This is a genomic window from Pseudoalteromonas sp. MMG007 (assembly GCF_018100985.1).
Classification (GTDB): domain Bacteria; phylum Pseudomonadota; class Gammaproteobacteria; order Enterobacterales; family Alteromonadaceae; genus Pseudoalteromonas.
The window spans coordinates 93415-111542 of record NZ_JAGJEI010000003.1; the positions used below are offsets into that span (position 1 = coordinate 93415).

Annotated in this window: 19 protein-coding genes and 2 pseudogenes; 10 read left to right on the top strand and 11 right to left on the bottom strand. The window is 39.8% G+C overall.

Translation table 11 applies throughout. From position 1 onward, the window contains the following. Window positions 1-10: 10 nt before the first annotated feature. From J8L71_RS05985 to J8L71_RS05995, 3 genes are all read left to right on the top strand, one after another. Complete coding sequence (locus tag J8L71_RS05985; RefSeq protein ID WP_210999734.1) at window positions 11-670, top strand: DsbA family oxidoreductase; 660 nt, start codon at window positions 11-13, stop codon at window positions 668-670. Window positions 671-1071: 401 nt separating this feature from the next. Then, window positions 1072-1683, top strand: coding sequence for a hypothetical protein (locus J8L71_RS05990; protein ID WP_210999735.1), 612 nt, complete (start codon window positions 1072-1074; stop codon window positions 1681-1683). Between the two features lie 23 nt (window positions 1684-1706). Further along, window positions 1707-1919, top strand: a complete 213-nt coding sequence (locus tag J8L71_RS05995; RefSeq protein ID WP_210999736.1) for a TonB family protein — start codon at window positions 1707-1709, stop codon at window positions 1917-1919. A 67-nt stretch (window positions 1920-1986) separates the two neighbouring features. On the opposite strand, the gene J8L71_RS06000 is transcribed toward J8L71_RS05995, so the two are convergent. The 6 genes and pseudogenes from J8L71_RS06000 to J8L71_RS06020 form a co-directional block, all read right to left on the bottom strand. Continuing rightward, window positions 1987-2265: a peptidylprolyl isomerase gene (locus J8L71_RS06000; RefSeq protein ID WP_004588770.1), complete on the bottom strand. Its 279-nt coding sequence runs from the start codon at window positions 2263-2265 to the stop codon at window positions 1987-1989. A gap of 90 nt (window positions 2266-2355) precedes the next feature. Continuing rightward, a pseudogene (locus J8L71_RS06005) lies at window positions 2356-2682 on the bottom strand (DCC1-like thiol-disulfide oxidoreductase family protein); the annotation flags it as partial. 267 nt (window positions 2683-2949) lie between these two features. Next, a pseudogene (locus tag J8L71_RS18505) lies at window positions 2950-3045 on the bottom strand (thiol-disulfide oxidoreductase); the annotation flags it as partial. A gap of 18 nt (window positions 3046-3063) precedes the next feature. Continuing rightward, window positions 3064-3591: a response regulator gene (locus tag J8L71_RS06010; protein WP_210999737.1), complete on the bottom strand. Its 528-nt coding sequence runs from the start codon at window positions 3589-3591 to the stop codon at window positions 3064-3066. Continuing rightward, entirely contained in the window at window positions 3588-4829 is a 1242-nt protein-coding gene (locus tag J8L71_RS06015; RefSeq protein ID WP_210999904.1) for a HAMP domain-containing histidine kinase, read from the bottom strand. The genes J8L71_RS06010 and J8L71_RS06015 overlap by 4 nt, the downstream gene beginning before the upstream one ends. A gap of 48 nt (window positions 4830-4877) precedes the next feature. Beyond that, window positions 4878-5282 carry a DUF4440 domain-containing protein gene (locus J8L71_RS06020; RefSeq protein ID WP_210999738.1) on the bottom strand — a complete coding sequence of 135 codons (405 nt, stop codon included), beginning with the start codon at window positions 5280-5282 and terminating at the stop codon, window positions 4878-4880. Window positions 5283-5500: 218 nt separating this feature from the next. Between J8L71_RS06020 and J8L71_RS06025 the strand changes: the two genes are divergently transcribed. Beyond that, on the top strand, window positions 5501-6580 hold the full coding sequence (locus tag J8L71_RS06025; protein ID WP_210999739.1) for a ketoacyl-ACP synthase III: 1080 nt from the start codon (window positions 5501-5503) through the stop codon (window positions 6578-6580). Window positions 6581-6674: 94 nt separating this feature from the next. Then, window positions 6675-7061 (top strand): VOC family protein, encoded by a 387-nt coding sequence (locus J8L71_RS06030; protein ID WP_210999740.1) that lies wholly within the window; start codon window positions 6675-6677, stop codon window positions 7059-7061. Window positions 7062-7078: 17 nt separating this feature from the next. Here J8L71_RS06030 and J8L71_RS06035 read toward each other — a convergent pair whose 3' ends face one another. Together J8L71_RS06035 and J8L71_RS06040 are read right to left on the bottom strand one after the other, a co-directional pair. Next, a complete protein-coding gene (locus J8L71_RS06035) occupies window positions 7079-8440 on the bottom strand; it encodes a leucyl aminopeptidase family protein (protein WP_210999741.1) in 1362 nt (453 codons plus the stop codon). Window positions 8441-8519: 79 nt separating this feature from the next. After that, complete coding sequence (locus J8L71_RS06040) at window positions 8520-8942, bottom strand: hypothetical protein (RefSeq protein ID WP_210999742.1); 423 nt, start codon at window positions 8940-8942, stop codon at window positions 8520-8522. Window positions 8943-9047: 105 nt separating this feature from the next. On the opposite strand from J8L71_RS06040, the gene J8L71_RS06045 reads away from it, so the two are divergent. The 3 genes from J8L71_RS06045 to J8L71_RS06055 all read left to right on the top strand — a co-directional run bounded on the left by J8L71_RS06045 (window position 9048) and on the right by J8L71_RS06055 (window position 13717). Continuing rightward, a complete protein-coding gene (locus J8L71_RS06045; RefSeq protein WP_210999743.1) occupies window positions 9048-9215 on the top strand; it encodes an oxidoreductase-like domain-containing protein in 168 nt (55 codons plus the stop codon). Between the two features lie 326 nt (window positions 9216-9541). Beyond that, complete coding sequence (locus J8L71_RS06050) at window positions 9542-12190, top strand: TonB-dependent receptor (RefSeq protein ID WP_210999744.1); 2649 nt, start codon at window positions 9542-9544, stop codon at window positions 12188-12190. Window positions 12191-12277: 87 nt separating this feature from the next. Next, on the top strand, window positions 12278-13717 hold the full coding sequence (locus J8L71_RS06055) for a sulfotransferase (protein WP_210999745.1): 1440 nt from the start codon (window positions 12278-12280) through the stop codon (window positions 13715-13717). Here J8L71_RS06055 and J8L71_RS06060 read toward each other — a convergent pair. After that, window positions 13714-14616, bottom strand: coding sequence for an alpha/beta fold hydrolase (locus tag J8L71_RS06060; protein ID WP_210999746.1), 903 nt, complete (start codon window positions 14614-14616; stop codon window positions 13714-13716). The two genes, J8L71_RS06055 and J8L71_RS06060, sit on opposite strands and share 4 nt — an antisense overlap. Window positions 14617-14744: 128 nt before the next feature. On the opposite strand from J8L71_RS06060, the gene rlmF reads away from it, so the two are divergent. Together rlmF and ltaE are read left to right on the top strand one after the other, a co-directional pair. Continuing rightward, window positions 14745-15677: a 23S rRNA (adenine(1618)-N(6))-methyltransferase RlmF gene (rlmF, locus tag J8L71_RS06065; protein WP_210999747.1), complete on the top strand. Its 933-nt coding sequence runs from the start codon at window positions 14745-14747 to the stop codon at window positions 15675-15677. A gap of 30 nt (window positions 15678-15707) precedes the next feature. After that, window positions 15708-16712, top strand: coding sequence for a low-specificity L-threonine aldolase (ltaE, locus tag J8L71_RS06070; protein WP_210999748.1), 1005 nt, complete (start codon window positions 15708-15710; stop codon window positions 16710-16712). On the opposite strand, the gene J8L71_RS06075 is transcribed toward ltaE, so the two are convergent. Together J8L71_RS06075 and J8L71_RS06080 are read right to left on the bottom strand one after the other, a co-directional pair. Continuing rightward, window positions 16695-17279 carry a thymidine kinase gene (locus tag J8L71_RS06075; RefSeq protein ID WP_210999749.1) on the bottom strand — a complete coding sequence of 195 codons (585 nt, stop codon included), beginning with the start codon at window positions 17277-17279 and terminating at the stop codon, window positions 16695-16697. The genes ltaE and J8L71_RS06075 overlap by 18 nt on opposite strands. 80 nt (window positions 17280-17359) lie before the next feature. Then, the gene (locus J8L71_RS06080; RefSeq protein ID WP_247655215.1) at window positions 17360-18112 is read right to left on the bottom strand and encodes a transporter substrate-binding domain-containing protein; all 753 of its coding nucleotides are present in this window, start codon (window positions 18110-18112) and stop codon (window positions 17360-17362) included. Window positions 18113-18128: the final 16 nt, after the last annotated feature.

The window sequence follows — 18128 nt, forward strand, 5'->3', positions numbered from 1 at the left end:
AAGGATGAATATGAAAAACTTTAAAATTGATATCGTGTCAGACGTAATGTGCCCATGGTGCGTGGTAGGTTATAAAAACCTAGAGACAGCGCTTGGCCAACTTAACGACGAAATGAGTGCAGATATTACATGGCATCCTTTTGAGCTAAACCCTGATATGCCACTGGAAGGTCAAGATTTAAACGAACACTTAATGCAAAAGTACAACCTAACTGAGGAACAAGGCGATGAAAATCGTAAAAACATGTTCGAAGCAGGAAAGCGTGCTGGCTTTACGTTTAATTTTGATGGCAAACGCATCATGATCAACAGCTTTGATTTACACCGCCTACTTACATGGGCACGCGAACAAGGTAAACAAACGCAGTTAAAACTCGCTTTTTTTGAAGCGCACTTCACCGATTTGAAATACTTAAATCAAGAAGAAACATTGCTTGATGTAGTGGCAAGTGTTGGCCTTGATAAAGAACTGGCGCGTAGTATTTTACACTCAGATAAATACGTTCAAACAGTACGCCAAGAGCAAGACCGCTTTAAACAACTCGGTATTACCTCAGTCCCTACATTTATTATCAACGATAAATATGCAATCAGTGGCGGACAACCAAGCGATTCGTTTATTCAAGCACTAAAACAAATTAGTGAAGAAGAGGCTAAGCAAGAAGTTTAGTTATTAGCTTTATAAATAAAATTGGCTAAGTATTTCAACAATAAAACGCCCGCTAATTAATAGTGGGCGTTTTTTTACAATCCTCTATAACTAACAACATTTAAACTTTGTTTTTCATCACAAATGATTAGCAGTTTAATGTCTTCTACTGATATAACGAACTTCAAGAGTTTTTTATTTATACGCCTAACTATTTTGGCATGTAACTTGTACCGCTTGATCAAGTAATCCATTACACAAGACATCGGCAATAACATGCCGTCTATAAACAACATCAAAACCATCCTCAAAACTATAATAGGTATGGTTACCTGTCTAATCATATAGGGAACGTATAATGTTAAATATTGATACTACACTAAGCGTCTCTTCGCTAAATAAACTACAAATCCGTAATTTAAATGAAACTGAAATATTCTGATTTTGCAGACATTTTAAAGCAAGCAAATGAAGACTTGAATACCCCAAAAGCATTTTTAAAGTCACTCACCACTGATGAACTACAACTCGTAAAAAAAGCCAATAGCCTCGCCTCTACTATTAATGTTGATTCATTAAGTGCCGAAGGTGCTCAAAATCTATTAAGCCAACCTGATGGCTCAGATTTGGTTGATTTAAATAATGATGGCATCGTTGAAATAGGTGAGTCTAGAAGTATACATTTTCCTCCTGTTAATGCGCCTTTGCATGTAAAAACAGCATGGAATAAAGCAACAGAGGGTTTGGATTGGGCCGAAAAAGCAAGAATTGAACTAACACTGCATTCTATGGTGTATGGATTCAATATTAACGGCTCAGGTACAAAAGAAGCACTTGCACCGGAGGAGCAATGGAACAAAACTAATATTGATGCGCTCTCTGAGTATGCTTATTCGAATTTGGAATTTAGAGTAAATTTAGAAGGTTGGAGCGATTACAATAAACAGATCAACGATGTTTACGATAAATTTTTTACTTCTATTTTGCAACATAACACTAATGCCTCACTGTCGGAGTTTGACGTTTCAGAGTAACAACCCATTCATCAGAGGAAACGATGTCATGTAAATCAATGGCTACGGTGATTTGTGTAGATAGTTATGGACGCCCTAATAATATTAAAGTTATTAACGCTGAACCTGAGCAAGTATTCAATAGTGAAGCCAAACACGCCTTATCAAAATGGCAATACTCACCTAAGGTTGTTAATGGTATTACTTTACCTGACAAAAACTTAGAAATGACAATTGAGTTTAACTTGGATAATTAATAATCGGGTAAGCTTAAATATTGAAGGCTACAAAGTGCAGCCTTTTGAGTATTTGTCAGCAAGCTTATTAAGTACGATAAAGTACTTTAATTACATGCCAACCAAATTTAGTTTTAACTAGGTGTGGCTCTAAAATTGCGCCATTAAAGGCTATTTTGTCAAACTGCGGAACCATTTGACCGCGTCTAAATTCACCTAAGTCGCCACCTTTTTTACCCGAGGGGCACGACGAGTATTTTTTAGCTAAGGTTTGAAACTTTGCACCTTTACCCAATTGCTTAATAATGTCTTCTGCTATTTCTTTGTGTTTAACCAATATGTGGAGTGCGTGTGCTGTACTTGCCATTTCAAAGCCCTGATAATTTAAAACGCGGCGATTTTAGCACAGCCACCTAAACCTAGCATCTACTTATACTGAAATGTGTGAACGACTAGTTTATAAATAATGTTTTGCATCATCAGGTCTGGGTATTCTGCAATAGTTGTACTTGCCAAATAAGGTATAGCGGTTTAAAGCAATTTTATCGTACAGCCAATTATTAAAGATATTTGGTAAAACACTAAAAACAGTGGCGAGTTTATAGGGGTAATCGAGCTGCTTTACTACTTCAAAAAAAGCATGGCTTTGCGTATAAGCTTTACCATTTTCAACAAACACCATTGAGGCATACTCACTTGTTGAAAAACCAAAGTGAGTTAACAGCAGTGCACCTTTTGGTGATTGCACGCTGCACAGTTTAAAAATGACATTGGCATCGTTACTAGGGCCTGTTGACCTTTCAGGATTAAAATTTGTTCAACCTAGGGGCCATTTAATCGCGGCGCGAGGTTTGTAACCTAGTGGGCTAAGTAAAAACCGAGCAACAAAGAGTAAATGACCCCTAGGCAGAACCCCTTCGGGCAGCGCCTGTTTGGCATTTATGCTACGTTATCGCCTATTTATGGGGAACAACCACACTACATAGGCTCTGCCTTGCCTAATTACCAAACAGACTGCTGCAAATTTAACCTCGAAAGATAAACAGGCCCTAATAATAAAATTACACCACGCACTACATAATTTGCACTGTGCATCGAATAATATAATTTTTTGATTGCGCATTAATGTAGCCGCATCATCACTCATTTTATATCCTTTAAGCGGTTACTGCTGAACCGGCTTTTTTTGTAACTTACGCTGCAATGTGCGCCTATGCATATTAAGTTGCCGCGCAGTGGCCGACACATTACCGTTATTACTATGTAGCACTTGCTGAATATGCTCCCACTCTAAACGCTCTGGCGACATAACCGGTGTTACAATACTGCTCACATTTTGTGTATTTAAATCTGCCTTTAGGGCCTTTAATAGCGTTGCCATATCAACGGGTTTAGTAAGGTAGTCGTTAGCGCCTAAACGCATGGCCTCAACTGCGGTGGCTATGCTTGCAAATCCGGTTAGTAATACAATATGCGCCTGCGCTAATAAGCTGCGAAGCGGCTTAATTAGCGCAAGGCCGTTGTCGTCACCCAATTTCATATCGAGCAAAATTAAATCCGGCAAGTGTTTGCGCGCACAAAGTAATGCATCACTTTGATTATGCGCCACCTCACAACTAAAGCCTTGTTTTGTTAAACGCCTAGCTAATGTACTGGCTAGGTTTATATCGTCTTCGATTATAAGTAATTTCATGTATGTGACTGCTCATCATTTACTATGGCTAATTTTACTTTAGCAACCGCCCCGCCACCCGCATGATTATACAAAGTTAGCGAGCCGTTAAGGCGCTCAAACGTTACATTAGAAAGCAATACCGCAAGCCCCATACCTTGGCTACTAGGCATAAGTTGCCCGCCAAGCTCTGCTAACTGGGAGTCAGTAAAGCCACTGCCAAAATCACGAATCAGCAGATATACACATTCACTGTGTTGGTTATTTTGCTGCCAGCTTAGCTCTAACTGGGTTTGGTTATTTTTTTTATTAGCAATGCATGCATTTTGTAGCAAATTAAGAATGGCGGGCAATAGCATTGCATCACTTATTAAAGTGGCTGCTATCGGCTCACTTAACCAATTTATGTGCTGATCAGGGTATTGCAGTAATAACGTATCGGTGATCTGTGTTTGCAGCTGGTTAACTGTAATATGTTCGGTAATATTTTTATTACGAAGCTGAGCAGAGAGCTTTCTAAAGTCATTTAATTGCGTAGCACATTGTTTAAGTGGCGTTTGCATTTGACGAGCGACAGGGTTATTTGGCTGCTCTTCTAATAGCTCTTCAAATAACAATTGTAGGTTAGCGATAGGCGTAGCGAGTTGATGGGTTATTTGCGCTGCCGCGCCATCTAGGCTTACCAGTTGCTCGTTGCGTAATTGTTTTTCGCGAGCTTTGGCTATAGTACGTTCGCGCTCTTTTAATGCTCTATTCATAGCGCCAATAACTAAAGCAATAACGCTTGCGCTTAAAACAAAGTTTATCCACATACCAATAAAGTGCTCGCTCATGTTCATTTGATGCATACTATGATCGGGCATTCTAATTAATAAAAAACTGTACGCAGCAATAGCAAGCACAGCAATATAAGCCAGCCCTTTTTCACGTAATGTGATTGCTGCAATCATTATTGGCAGTAATAGTAGTGATACAAAAGCATTGGTAGCGCCACCGCTTAGCGAGAGCAAAATAGTTAAAAATACAACGTCAGCAGTGAGCTGCATTAACATACCTACAGGGCGAGCTTGGCTCACATTTCGATATGCAAATACACTCGCACTTTGAAAGATCGCCTCTATTGCAATAACGACTAATAAAGATAATAAAGCGATTTGATGGTTTAATAAAAAATAAGCACTTAGCACGGCAATTAGCTGCACAGCAATAGCGCCGCTGCGTAACATTAAAAGACGACGGATAGTGGGATCGGTTTGCATAAACAAGGTGTGTTTTACCTATAAAATTTAATACGTTAATAAAAGCAGTTAGTCATCATCCATTGATATGGTAAACAGCGCACACGGCGTTCCTTGATGAAATACCATTTTCCATTGTTCATTACTTTTTCGCCACAGCGACATTCGTAAGGAGTAATTAAATTCACTTCGGGCTGAACGCCTATAAGCAGCTTGATAACTAATTTGTGCTACATCATCGCTAAGCATTCGCCCTTTAAAGTGCTGATTATAAAACTGTGGAACAACTTCAGTAGGTAAGCGGGTAATTACATGATGTTTATCGAACACAGTGCCATTAGCTGCAATTTCAATGAATTCATCATCAAGCAAAGCATCTAATGCATCCCTTGATTGACGTACATCGGGGTCTAATAATTGTCGCTCGGAATCTGTTAAATGATTAAATAGCGAAACTTTAATTTTGCTGCTCATGCACTTCCCTTTATCAGTACAAACTTAGATTAATAATACCTTTATTTGCTTTAAATTCGAACGGTTATATTATTAAATGCCGCGCATATGAATCAAAAATTGCACTAAATTAAAACTTTAAGGGACAAAATAGGGTAATAACTTCTCTTAAAGGGCAATTTTTGATATAACTCCCCAACTAGAAATACATGTCAGACCACCTTTTAAGAGAACACATTATGTCTTACGCACATATCACTGGTTGGGGTAAATGCATCCCACCAGCAAGCATTAGCAACGATGAAATTAGCGAAATAGTTGATACTAACGATGAGTGGATCACCACACGTACTGGTATCAAGTCGCGTAGAGTGAGTCATGTAAGTACCGCAGAGCTTGCAACTGTTGCAGCTAAGCATGCTATTGATTGTGCAGGCGTTGACGCAAAAGATATCGATTTAGTTATTCTAGCAACGTGTACCCCCTCAACCGTCGTGGCAAATACGGCCTCTTTGGTACAAAAAAACATTGGTGCTACAGGCGCTGCTGCTATGGACACGAATGCTGCATGCTCTGGTTTTTTATATGCACTTCAAGCAGCTACTGCACAAATTCAAGCGGGTATGATTAAAAAGGCCGTAGTTATTGCTGCTGAGCGTATGACTTGGTATGTAAACTGGGCACGCCGTGACAGTGCAGTACTATTTGGTGATGGTGCAGGTGCAGTAGTACTAGAAGCTGCAGACACTCCTGCTGGCCTACTTGGTACTAAAACTGGTTGCGATAGCGAAGACAGAGATATTTTACATATCACCAACTTTGGTAGTGATTTAAATAAATATGAGCCAATTGGCCCATCGGACTTACTATTTGAAGGCCGTGAAATTTTCAAACGTGCTGTTAAAGGCATGAGCGAAGCGTGTGATGATGTATTAACGCAAGCTAATTTAAGCCTTGATGACATAAACGTACTTGTCCCGCACCAAGCTAACTTACGCATAATTCAAGCAATTCAGCATCGCTTAAAAGTAGCTGATGAAAAAGTAATGGTAAATATTGGAGAATACGGTAATACGTCAGCTGCGACTATTGCTATTGCATTGTGTGAGGCCGTAGAAAAAGGGTTAATTAAACCACACTCAAATATTATGTCGGCAGCATTTGGGGCCGGTTTAACGTGGGCAGCAAGCTACATAAAATGGGGCGAGCGTGTAACACCTATTAAAGTAAGTGATGCAACATTGCCACCTTGTAAGCTAACAGGCCTTGAGCTTGTAGCACCCGCCGTTAAAGCATGTAAAGACGCTGAGCCAAGCTAAAAGGTATGCATTAGCTTTACATAAAACGCACTTTTTAGTGCGTTTTTTTTTAAGGGCAATGAACTCATAGAGCAAAGTATAGGAAACTAACTACATGGAACTATTAGGTATTCATCACGCTGCTATTATTTGTAGTGACTATGCACGTTCTAAACACTTTTATAGCAACATACTTAAACTTGAAGTTGTTAACGAGCACTTTAGAGCGGGGCGTAACTCTTATAAATTAGACTTAGCCATGCCTGATGGTAGTCAAATAGAGTTGTTTTCGTTTGATGAAGCGCCCGCAAGGCCAAGCTATCCCGAAGCACAAGGCTTAAGGCATCTAGCATTTAAAGTTAAAAATTTAGCCCAAGCAAAACAGTATTTAGAGATGCAAAATATAGCAGTGGAAGAGATAAGAGTAGATGAAATAACCGGCAAAAAATTCACCTTTTTTGCCGATCCAGATAACCTGCCGCTTGAGCTATACGAGGTGTAACCCTCGTACACCAGGCTTTATTTAAAGCGGCTTTGTAAGTAATTGAATACCGCACGAATCCCTAGCGCTTCTCCACCCGTTGGGCGACCAGGTAATGTACGTAAATTCCACGCCATTACATCAAAATGTACCCATGGAGTGGTTGGCTCTACAAATTCTTTTAAATAAAGCGCCGCAGTAATTGCACCACCAAAGGGTGTGCTAGCACAGTTTGCCATATCGGCTACATCGCTCTTTAAAAAGCTTTTGTACTGATCAAACAAAGGCAGTTGCCACACCGGATCGCTTACATCCATTCCTGCATCAACAATACCATTTGCTACATCGCGCTCTGTTGAGAAAAAGCCAGGCAACTCAGTACCTAAAGCAACACGGCAGGCACCTGTAAGGGTCGCAAAATCTATAATTAGCTCAGGGTTATCGTTTTGTGCTTCGCTAAGCGCATCACACAATACTAAACGCCCTTCTGCATCGGTATTATCTATTTCAACCATAATACCTTTACGCGTTTTAATTACATCACCTGGGCGAAATGCATTTCGCGATACCGCATTTTCAACCGCAGGTACTAAAACACGCAATCTAATTGGTAAGTTAGCGGCCATAATTAATTGTGCTAGCGCAATAACATGCGCTGCTCCGCCCATGTCTTTTTTCATGTTTCGCATGCCCGAACTTGGTTTTAAATCAAGCCCGCCAGAATCAAAACATACTCCTTTACCTACTAAGGTAATAAGCGGTGCATCTTTTGTGCCCCATTTTAAATCAAGTAAACGCGGTTTGTTTTCGCTCGCGCGACCTACCATATGTATTGTTGGGTAATTTTGCTCGAGTAGCTCATCGCCAATCCACTGGGTAAACTCGCCATTGTAGTTATTGGCTAAATCTTCCATCACTTGCGATAAATGCTGCGGCATCATATCTACTGCCGGTGTGTTTACTAAATCACGTGCTAAATAAATAGCATCGGCTTGCTGCTTAATACGTTGATATAGACCATCATCGGCAATGGCTAATTGTGCTTTAGCCGTTGGCTTTTCTTTATATTCGCTAAATTCATAGCCGCCTAACACAAAACCAAGCGCTACTTGCTCTATAAAGGCATCATCACCTTGAATTTGATACGTGCCCAGCGGTAATTTATTTGCAAGCTCGCCTGCAGCCCAAAAGTCTTCTTTGCTATGTAATAAACAATATACGTGGCTTAACTCACCCGTTTGCGCATCAGGCACAAGCGCCAAGCCTTGTTTTTCAAAACCACTATTGGTTAACCATGTTTGAATAAAAGCAGGTTGTTGAGATTGCCAGTCAGTTAACTCGTTTTTAAGAACAAAAGATAAAGGAATACCAGAAGAAGTATGACGAAGTAATGCACTCATTAAAAAGCTCATATAATAAAAAATGGTAATTAAGCATATCAATAAGGCTAGCTAAAAGGTATAGCTAATTTAGGAGGATTTATTCTTTATTTGGCGCTTTAGTGTGTTGTTTTAAACCTTCTTTAACTATTTCGGCGTCTAACTCTTTAACGGGTTTGTTCATGTTAAATGAGCTTGGTAGCACATCTACGCCAACTAAAGTGCCAAGCTTTACAACTAAAGGTATAGTAATGGGAGCAAAAGGTAGCAATGCAAACACACCCAACCCAAGTCCTTTTAATATATCTACAAATTGCTCATTGGCGCGTTTTAGATCTTCTTTTGTTGTTTGACCTTGCGTGTATTGCCTGTAAATCGTGAGCATTTCTTTGGTTTCTTGCTTTTCTTGGGCAAGTGCAATTTTAAGCGCCACCATAGCACGACGAAAACGCAGCTGTTGGCGCTTTTTACTTATTTTAACTACCCGCCAAGGTGCACGGTGAATAACTTTATATAATCGCATAGCGTGTATTTTCACACAGGGGTTGCTTTAGACAAAGAATAATTTACTTTATAATCGGCTTAGCCTACTCTTTTGCACCACAACGGTGCTTGCGGACTATTTTTAATGCAAAATAATGAATGTTTTTTACTCTCCAAACCAGAAAAACCCAAACCAGATGAATGCTGTGGCGGCGGAAGCTGCAGCCCTTGCGTGTGGGACGAATACAAGCAAGCATTAAATGTTTGGCAAGCCCAGCGTACGAATAAAAACTTAAAAAAGCATACAAACTGATAACATTAAAGCATACACCTCACGCATTAAACTTCCCCTTAAGCATTAAAACTGCACTTCATTAGCTCATATCGGTTGCAAATTGCACCAATGTTGCAATTTTATTTTGTTTTGTACTTTTTTGTTATTAAAGAGTTAATTAGTAATTGCCCTCTTAGTTTTTTATGTATAGGCTGTACATAAGACATCACATGAGGCGGAGTTTTAGTCCTGGAAAGTCAAGCAGATTGGCCTTTTAAACCCCATGTCGACGTGTCCGAATTAAAAATAAGTAATGTTAAATAACGCATTATGTACAAAATATATTCTAACTGGGGAAAATTAGAATGAAACTTAAAAGCAATGCGCTAAATCAAGCAATTAAATTTGCCTTAGCAACCACAACTACTGCTGGTTTATTTATTTCAGGTTCTGTTGTTGCAGCAGAAGAAAGTGAAACCAAAGTTAACAAAAATGTAGAAAAAATTGCCGTAGTAGGTACACGTTCTGCTCCTCGTTCAATTGGTGATTCACCTGTTCCTATTGATATTATTGGCGGTGAAGAACTTGAGAAATCAGGTAACACCGACATGCTTGAGCTTCTAAAAGGCTCAGTTCCTTCTTTTAATGTGCACCAAAACCCAATTAGTGATGCAGCCTCTCTTGTTCGCCCTGCTAACTTACGTGGCTTGCCATCTGATAGCACACTAATTCTTTTAAACGGTAAACGCCGTCACCGTGCGTCTGTCATTGCCTTTTTAGGCGGTGGTATAAACGATGGTGCTCAGGGCGCTGACATTTCAGTTATCCCAAGTATTGCACTTAAACAAGTAGAAGTACTTCGTGATGGCGCAGCTGCACAATATGGTTCCGATGCTATTGCAGGTGTAATGAACTTTCAACTTAAAGACGCTTCTGAAGGCGGTAAGTTTGAAGTGCGCCACGGTCAATACTACGAAGGCGATGGCGATACAACACAAATCTCAGGTAACGTGGGTTTACCATTTACTGACAATGGTTTTGCCAACTTAAGTTTTCAATATAAAACAGCTGACGCAACGAGTCGCTCAGAGCAGCGCCCTGATGCAGCCGCACTTTCTGCTGCAGGTGTGCCAGACGTTTCTTCACTTGCTCAAGTATGGGGCGCACCTGAAGTAGATGATGACATTACCATTTTTGGTAACTTTGGTTTAGAGCTAACTAACGACTCAGAGTTTTACATGTTTGGTAACTACTCAGAGCGTGATGTACGTGGCGGCTTTTACTACCGAAATCCAACAACTCGCCCTGGCGTATATGGTGGAAACATACGTGAAGTTAACGGCGTTAATATGCGCCGCCCTACTGATGAAGCAGGACAAGCTGCTTGGGATGCTGCAACTCCAACTGTATTAGTGGGTTCTTTAGATGGTTATGACGCCCAATTAAATTGCCCATTAGTAGAAATTCAAGCTAATGGTGCACCAGATCAATCTGCGATAGATTCACTAAGCTCTGCTAATTGTTTTGCATTCAATGAAACACTGCCTGGTGGTTTTACACCTAACTTTGGTGGAAACATTACTGATACCTCTTTAACTATCGGTACTAAAGGTATGTTTACTGGTGGCTTCTTAAAAGACGCTTACTATGACTTAAGCGGTACAGTTGGTTTAAATGAATCACGTTACTTTATTTATGACACAGTTAATGCATCTTTAGGCGCGGATAGCCCACGTGACTTCAGCCCAGGTAAGTATGAACAACTAGAGAAGAATTTTAACTTTGACCTTTCAAAAGGCTTTGACTTTGATTTAGCGTACGATGTAAATATTGCCGGTGGTTTAGAGTGGCATGAAGAAACATTTACCGTTATCTCCGGTGATGAAGCTTCTTTTACTGCTGGTCCGTTAACTGAGCAAGGTTTTGGTATTGGCTCAAACGGTTTCCCTGGCTTTAAACCATCTGATGCGGGTGAATACACTCGACGTAACTACGCAGCATATGTAGATATTGAAGCACCTTTCACTGAAGAATTTTTAATGGGCCTTGCGGTACGTTTTGAGGATTACGACAGCTTTGGTACAACGACAAACTACAAAGTAATGGCACAGTACCACCTAACTGAAGATCTAAATGTACGTGGTTCAGTAAGCACCGGTTTCCGTGCTCCAACAGTTGGCCAAGCTAATGTTAGTAATGTACAAACAAGTTTAGACAACGGTGTGTTACAAGATTCGGCGCTTCTTCCTCCAACAAACCCAATTGCAGTACAATTAGGTGGGACAGAACTTGAACCTGAAGAATCACAAAGTTATACATTTGGTGCAGTTTATACCATTGGCGATTTATTCTTAACACTTGATTATTACAACATTCAAGTAGAAGACCGTATTAGTCAATCAGATAAAATTAATTTAAGCCAAGCAGATAAAGATACACTTGAAGCCGCTGGCGTTCCTAACGCACAAAGCTACGCACAAGTTAGCTTCTTTACTAATGATTTTGATACAACAACGCAAGGTGTCGACTTAGTAGCCAACTACACAGCTGATTTACTAGATGGCAGCTCTACATTTAGCCTTGCTTACAACTGGAATGATACTGAGGTAACGCAATTTAGTGACATTACAGGTGCATTCAAAGTACAGCGCTTAGAAGAAGATTTACCAAATCACCGTGCAACGCTTACTTGGGCACAGCAATGGGAATCAGTTTCGTTGTTTACTCGTGCTAACTACTATGGTGAATACCAAGGTGTGCACGTAGATTACGATGCAACGGCAAAAACAGCTGATGCGGCAGTAACCATTGATGCTGAAATTACCTACTTCTTAAATGAGTCGGTTAGCTTCTCGCTAGGTGCACAAAACATCTTTGACCAAGATGCTGAAAAGCTTGATTTTGAAGACAGCACAGGTATTCCTAACAACAACTGGGGTGGTCAGTACTACGAGACATCTCCATACGGAATCAACGGTGGATTTTACTACGCAAAAGCAACCTATACTTTTTAATAGTATTTCATGATAAACCAAGGCGAAATGTTAAGACATTTCGCCTTTTTTATTTTATATTAAATAAAAAAATAATAATGTTTTACTATGCTAATTGATAAAGCTAACCAGTTACTTGAACAACATAAACTCAAAGAAGCCGAGTTTCATTTTAAAGCAATTTTAAATAGTAACCCGCAAAGCGGCGAAGCATTATTCGGGTTAGGCAAAATAGCACTCAGGTTAGAGCGCTTTGACGCAGCAGTTTATTTATTACAAAAAGCATGTGAGCTAATGCCTCATATGTTAGATCCGCTACATGCACTTGCTGATGCATTTAATGGCGTTAACTCTCCCGATGATGCGCTAAAAGTGCTTGAGTACGCCAAAAGCATAGCAATTCATAACCCTGATCCACATTACTACTTAGCCCAGCATTATTTAAATTACGGTGAGCTCGACAAAGCGCACACTACGTTTGCTCATGCACTCAGCATGGGACTATACCCAGTTACCGCTTACATTTTATTTGAGTTGGTGCAGCTTGGGCGATTTAATAAAGAACACAACTACGTCAGTAACTTGCATCATTTCTTAACACAAACCAATAACCTGCGTTTAAAAATGGTGTGTTACTACGCTTTAGGTAAGAGTTACGATAAATTAGACGATACAGAGCAAGCGTTTAACTACTATATACTTGCCAATCAGTTACAAAAAAAACTCACTAACTTTAGCACCGCCGAGCTGAATCCTTTTTATAAAAGTATTATAGATCAAAATACGCCAGCACTTATTAAAAGTGCAGATCGTACTTTTAAAAACTCTATAACCCCTGTGTTTATAATAGGCATGCCGCGCAGTGGTTCTACATTACTTGAACAAATGCTGGCAAATCATTCGCAGTTTACAACGCTTGGTGAAAACTCAAACATAAGTAACCAGGCGGTGGCTTTTATAGAACAACAAACACAAATGCCCTACCCGCAGTGCTTAAGCTTGCTAACGAATGATTTAATAACTAAAGCGCGTAACATTTATATTGAAACGTTAAAAACAGCACAGCCAATTCGTCCTTACATAATTAATAAATTACCGAGTAATTATCAAACTATTGGACTTATTCACTTGATGTTTCCAAACGCTAAATTTATAAATTTAAGTAGGGATTTTAATGCAACGGCTTTTTCGGTATTTAGTAATTACTTTGCTCAAAATGAGCCTTACTTTTGTGATTTAACGGAGTTTAAACACTACCACTCCCTTTATACCGAACTTATGGCGCATTGGCAGAGCATACCAGACATCGCCATTTACAATATGAGTTATGAGCAATTAGTAAACCAGCCTAAAGAGCAACTAACCGCGTTGTTTTCGTTTTTAAATTGCACGTTTGAGCCACAGTCTTTGCAGTTTTATACACGAAGGTCGGCCGTAACAACACTAAGCAAACACGCTATTAGGCAACCTGTAAACACATCTGCAGTTGCGAATTGGCAGCGCTATAAAACACCGCTTCTAAAGCTACTTGAAGAAGGCACTAATTAACTGTACTCATTAAACCACGTGACTACATCACTAAATTGATCTTCCCGGGCACTTGGGTGCGTGAGCATAGTAATATGATCATAATCAACACGATGGCCATGGCGTTTACCATACATTTTTAAGGTTTGTTTTCCTGGCCCTGACTCTGCTATAAACTTTTTAATATCAATAGGCTGTGCGAGAGCTTTGTCATTTACTGCTGCAACATGAAGTGTGGGCGGTACATGCAGGCTAGCTAACGCATTTGCGTAATCAAAACCATCGTCGCTATCAACCCACGGCGTTTTTTTGGCCCACTGCATACTTTGATAATGAGACTTCTGCGACTCATTATCGCTGCCCCACTTGTAGCCTTTAGCATTTAAAAAACCGCATTTTTTTGCAAGCAACGGCGCCATAAAGTACCAAATAAGATTCGCTTGCAGTAATTTCTTAGGATGATTATTAAATAGTGAGCGCTTTGAGCCAAAATAAGCACAGGCTTTAACGTCTTTTAAATAGCAAGGAAAGCGCGCAAATACGCTGTTCATCAATACCCCGCCCCAAGAGTGAGCAACCCAGTAATCAGGCTTTTTACCTTCGAGTTGTTCGATATGATTAATAAAAGCAGGAATATCTTCGACTATGGCCTCTGTTTGGCCGTACTTTGAATGACGAGTTATTAGCGGTTTACTCTCTCCTCGTCCACGCAAATCCGCGACATAGCAACAATAGCCTTGCTCTGCCAAAAAAGGGGCCAACCCTTTATTACTGTGGGTGTAAAAAATTTTGCCGTTTTCTACTGCGCCATGCATTAAAAACACTACCGGACCTGCGTGCTCATCATTCGCGATGCGGCGTAAATGCAATGTTTGCTGATCGGCTAATTGAACAAAATGTGATTGCTGAGTGATTGCCATGTCATATCCTTTATTATTTTTATAAACTCATCCTACCAGTACGATGGGGAATTCCAAAGTAAATGATTGCACTTTTTAGTTAAGCATTTGATACAATTACATCATTATCAAATTGCTAAATTTAAGCTATGAAATCAAAACCTACCAGCAACAAGTTACACCCACGCAATCAGCACTTAGATGGCTACGATTTAGATATGTTATGCGAAAAACATAATGCGTTAGCACCTTTTATAGTAATAACACCTGCAGGCAGTAAAAGCATAGATTTTAGCAATAACAAAGCCGTTAAAACGCTTAATCAAGCTCTTTTAAAAGCACACTATAATGTTGAGTTTTGGGATATACCCGATCAAAACTTATGCCCTCCTATCCCTGGGCGAGTAGATTATATTCATTACTTGGCCGATTTATTAAGCACGGATAACCAACAAAGCATACCGACAGGGCGTAAAATTAAAGCGCTTGATATTGGTACAGGTGCTAATTTAGTTTACCCACTTACAGGTAGCCATGAATACAGCTGGCATTTTACAGGTAGTGATATAGATGCAAATTCAATAAAGATTGCGAAGCAAATTGCACAGTTTAATGGTTTAAAAATCACCTTAAAACAACAAAAAAATACATCATTTATATTTAAAGGCATTATTACGCAAAAAGATTTATTTCACGTAACCCTGTGTAACCCTCCGTTTCATGCAAGCGCAGATGAGGCTAACAAAGGCACTGAGCGCAAATGGAAAAATTTAGGTAAAACGCCGCAAAGCGCCCTTAACTTTGGCGGCCAAAATAACGAGTTGTGGTGCGAAGGTGGTGAAGCGCAGTTTATCAGTAATATGATTAATGAAAGCGAGCAATTTGCAGAGCAAGTTATATGGTTTACATCACTGGTTTCAAAAAAAGAGACACTTACTACGTTAGAAGAACAGCTAAGTAAACTACCTATTGCTGAATATAAAATTGTAGATATGGCACAGGGGCAAAAGGTGAGTCGCTTTATTGCGTGGAGTTATTTTGATAAAACCACCCGTGAGCAAATTTTTGAAGAGTTTGTGTGAACCCACAAAATCAATAAAGGAATAACAACAATGATAGATTTTCGCTCAGACACCGTTACTAAGCCTTCAAAACCCATGCGTGATGTAATGCACAGCGCACCTGTTGGTGATGATGTATACGGCGACGATCCTAGCGTAAACAAATTAGAGGCATATGCGTGCGAGCACTTTAATTTTGACGCTGCACTTTATTGTAGCTCTGGCACGCAAGCTAATTTATTGGCTTTAATGGCGCATTGCGAACGCGGGGATGAATATATTTGTGGGCAAAATGCACATAACTATAAGTTTGAGGGCGGTGGCGCCGCTGTGCTTGGCTCTATACAGCCTCAGCCTATCGAAAACGAAAAAGATGGCAGCTTATGCTTTAATAAAATTGCTGCAGCTATAAAACCAGATGATAACCACTTTGCTAACACTCGCTTGCTTAGCCTCGAAAACACCATTGGCGGAAAAGTACTCTCACTTAACTACTTATCTCAGGCGCGCAGCTTCGTGAATGATCACAATTTAGCGCTGCATTTAGATGGCGCACGCGTGTTTAATGCAGCCGTTGAGCTAAATGTTGATATAACAGCAATTACAAAGCACTTTGACTCTGTTTCAATTTGTTTATCTAAAGGCTTAGGTGCGCCAATAGGCTCGTTATTATTAGGCTCACAAGAATTAATTAACAAAGCTAGGCGCTGGAGAAAAGTGCTCGGCGGTGGGATGCGACAAGCAGGAATGCTGGCAGCCGCTGGGCAATATGCACTTGAAAACAACGTAACCCGTTTAAGTGATGATCATGCTAATGCGCGCTATTTAGCGAGTAAATTAAATGAACTCAATGGTTTTAGCGTTGATATGAGCAATACCACCAACATGGTGTATGCAACTTACTCGGGCAATACTGAGATCTGTAAAATTGCCAGAGAGCTTAAGCAGCAAGGAATATTAATTAGCCCAAGCAAATCGCTTAGGCTAGTTACTCATCTTGATGTAACAAAAGATGATATAGACACATTTATTCGGGCTTTATCGGCCCATATTTAATTCTGCTTTATAGTGTTTGCGGCACACCGATACATAACGGTCGTTGCCGCCTATTTCTACTTGGTTACCATCAGCTATGGCATTGCCATTTTCATCAGTACGCAGCACATGGTTTGCTTTGCGCCCGCAATGACACACCGTTTTAAGCTCAATCAGCTTATCGGCCCATGCTAATAAATACTGTGAGCCAATAAATAGCTCGCCTCTAAAGTCGCTACGCAGGCCATAACATAGCACCGGAATACCTAATTCATCAACAACATCAGTTAATTGCATAACCTGCTCTTTTGATAAAAACTGACATTCGTCAACTAACACACAATGGCGTTTTTTTTCATCTTGTAGCGTTTTGATAAGTTCAAATACATTTTTAGATTCATCAAATATATGTGCATCTGCCTGCAGGCCAATACGAGATGATACTTTTCCTACGCCTGAGCGATTATCAATTGCAGCTGTTAAAATAACCGGTTCCATACCGCGTTCGCGATAATTAAATGCCGATTGTAATAAAGTGGTTGATTTACCCGCATTCATCGCTGAGTAGTAAAAGTATAATTGAGCCATTACCGTGCCTAAAGAGAAAAAGTGCGCTTATGCTACCTTAATATGCCATTAATACCAATTTCATATCATCTTCTACTTAGCTATTTCTCAAAGGCTTGTAAGTATTTTACATAAACAGATGCGCTATCAAACCTAGATAACCATTGCCACATCTCTAAGCTTAAAGCGTTGTTTTGCGCATAAAATTGTTTAGAAAAAATAAGATAGCCATTTGTGGTTTCGTAAGGAGGATAAATGGCTTTAACATTTTTACTATGCGGGTAGCTCGATACGTTTAAATCATCTACTTTGCATAAATCAACACTGGCTTGAACGACTCCCTTATCAAGGAGCTCAAATGCTTTAGCTTTAGAAAACGTATTATGAATAAATAAGGGCTCACCCTTTAAGGTGCTATTAAGGCCATAGCCATTAGGTAAAGCAACAGTAAATGCTTTCTTTTGAAAAACTTCGCGAGAGCGCCACTCTTTATGAAACTTAGAGCTACCAATTAAGCAACTACTAAAGCGACTCACAGCAAATTGCGTTTGTAATTCACCTTTTTCATTAAATGGATACGCCGCAATTCGCTCCCGGTCAGGGCGGTAACTTGCAATAACCGCATCTACTTTATTAAACTCAAGATCGTTTAAACATCTGCGCCAAGGTTTTCTTACAAATGCAATGTTTACACCGTCTAATTCAGCATCTAGTTTACGAAGTACTTCTATAGAGGCGCCCGGTTGATCTATTGGAACTTCTTGTCCTACACCTAAAAACATAGGCGCTACATCTTTATCTTCGTAACAAAATAAGAGCGTTTGAGAATTAGCAAAAACCGCTGAAGAAAACATTAATATTATGATAAAT

Coding starts and splice junctions, on each gene's coding strand:
- J8L71_RS06060 (WP_210999746.1), bottom strand. CDS start 14,616: ATGGCAATCACTCAGCAATCACATTTTGTTCAATTAGCCGATCAGCAA.
- J8L71_RS06000 (WP_004588770.1), bottom strand. CDS start 2,265: ATGGCAAGTACAGCACACGCACTCCACATATTGGTTAAACACAAAGAA.
- J8L71_RS05985 (WP_210999734.1), top strand. CDS start 11: ATGAAAAACTTTAAAATTGATATCGTGTCAGACGTAATGTGCCCATGG.
- J8L71_RS06055 (WP_210999745.1), top strand. CDS start 12,278: ATGCTAATTGATAAAGCTAACCAGTTACTTGAACAACATAAACTCAAA.
- J8L71_RS06015 (WP_210999904.1), bottom strand. CDS start 4,829: ATGCAAACCGATCCCACTATCCGTCGTCTTTTAATGTTACGCAGCGGC.
- J8L71_RS06030 (WP_210999740.1), top strand. CDS start 6,675: ATGGAACTATTAGGTATTCATCACGCTGCTATTATTTGTAGTGACTAT.
- J8L71_RS06075 (WP_210999749.1), bottom strand. CDS start 17,279: ATGGCTCAATTATACTTTTACTACTCAGCGATGAATGCGGGTAAATCA.
- J8L71_RS06045 (WP_210999743.1), top strand. CDS start 9,048: ATGCAAAATAATGAATGTTTTTTACTCTCCAAACCAGAAAAACCCAAA.
- ltaE (WP_210999748.1), top strand. CDS start 15,708: ATGATAGATTTTCGCTCAGACACCGTTACTAAGCCTTCAAAACCCATG.
- J8L71_RS06025 (WP_210999739.1), top strand. CDS start 5,501: ATGTCTTACGCACATATCACTGGTTGGGGTAAATGCATCCCACCAGCA.
- J8L71_RS06040 (WP_210999742.1), bottom strand. CDS start 8,942: ATGCGATTATATAAAGTTATTCACCGTGCACCTTGGCGGGTAGTTAAA.
- J8L71_RS05995 (WP_210999736.1), top strand. CDS start 1,707: ATGTCATGTAAATCAATGGCTACGGTGATTTGTGTAGATAGTTATGGA.
- J8L71_RS06020 (WP_210999738.1), bottom strand. CDS start 5,282: ATGAGCAGCAAAATTAAAGTTTCGCTATTTAATCATTTAACAGATTCC.
- J8L71_RS05990 (WP_210999735.1), top strand. CDS start 1,072: ATGAAACTGAAATATTCTGATTTTGCAGACATTTTAAAGCAAGCAAAT.
- J8L71_RS06010 (WP_210999737.1), bottom strand. CDS start 3,591: ATGAAATTACTTATAATCGAAGACGATATAAACCTAGCCAGTACATTA.
- rlmF (WP_210999747.1), top strand. CDS start 14,745: ATGAAATCAAAACCTACCAGCAACAAGTTACACCCACGCAATCAGCAC.
- J8L71_RS06050 (WP_210999744.1), top strand. CDS start 9,542: ATGAAACTTAAAAGCAATGCGCTAAATCAAGCAATTAAATTTGCCTTA.
- J8L71_RS06080 (WP_247655215.1), bottom strand. CDS start 18,112: ATGTTTTCTTCAGCGGTTTTTGCTAATTCTCAAACGCTCTTATTTTGT.
- J8L71_RS06035 (WP_210999741.1), bottom strand. CDS start 8,440: ATGAGTGCATTACTTCGTCATACTTCTTCTGGTATTCCTTTATCTTTT.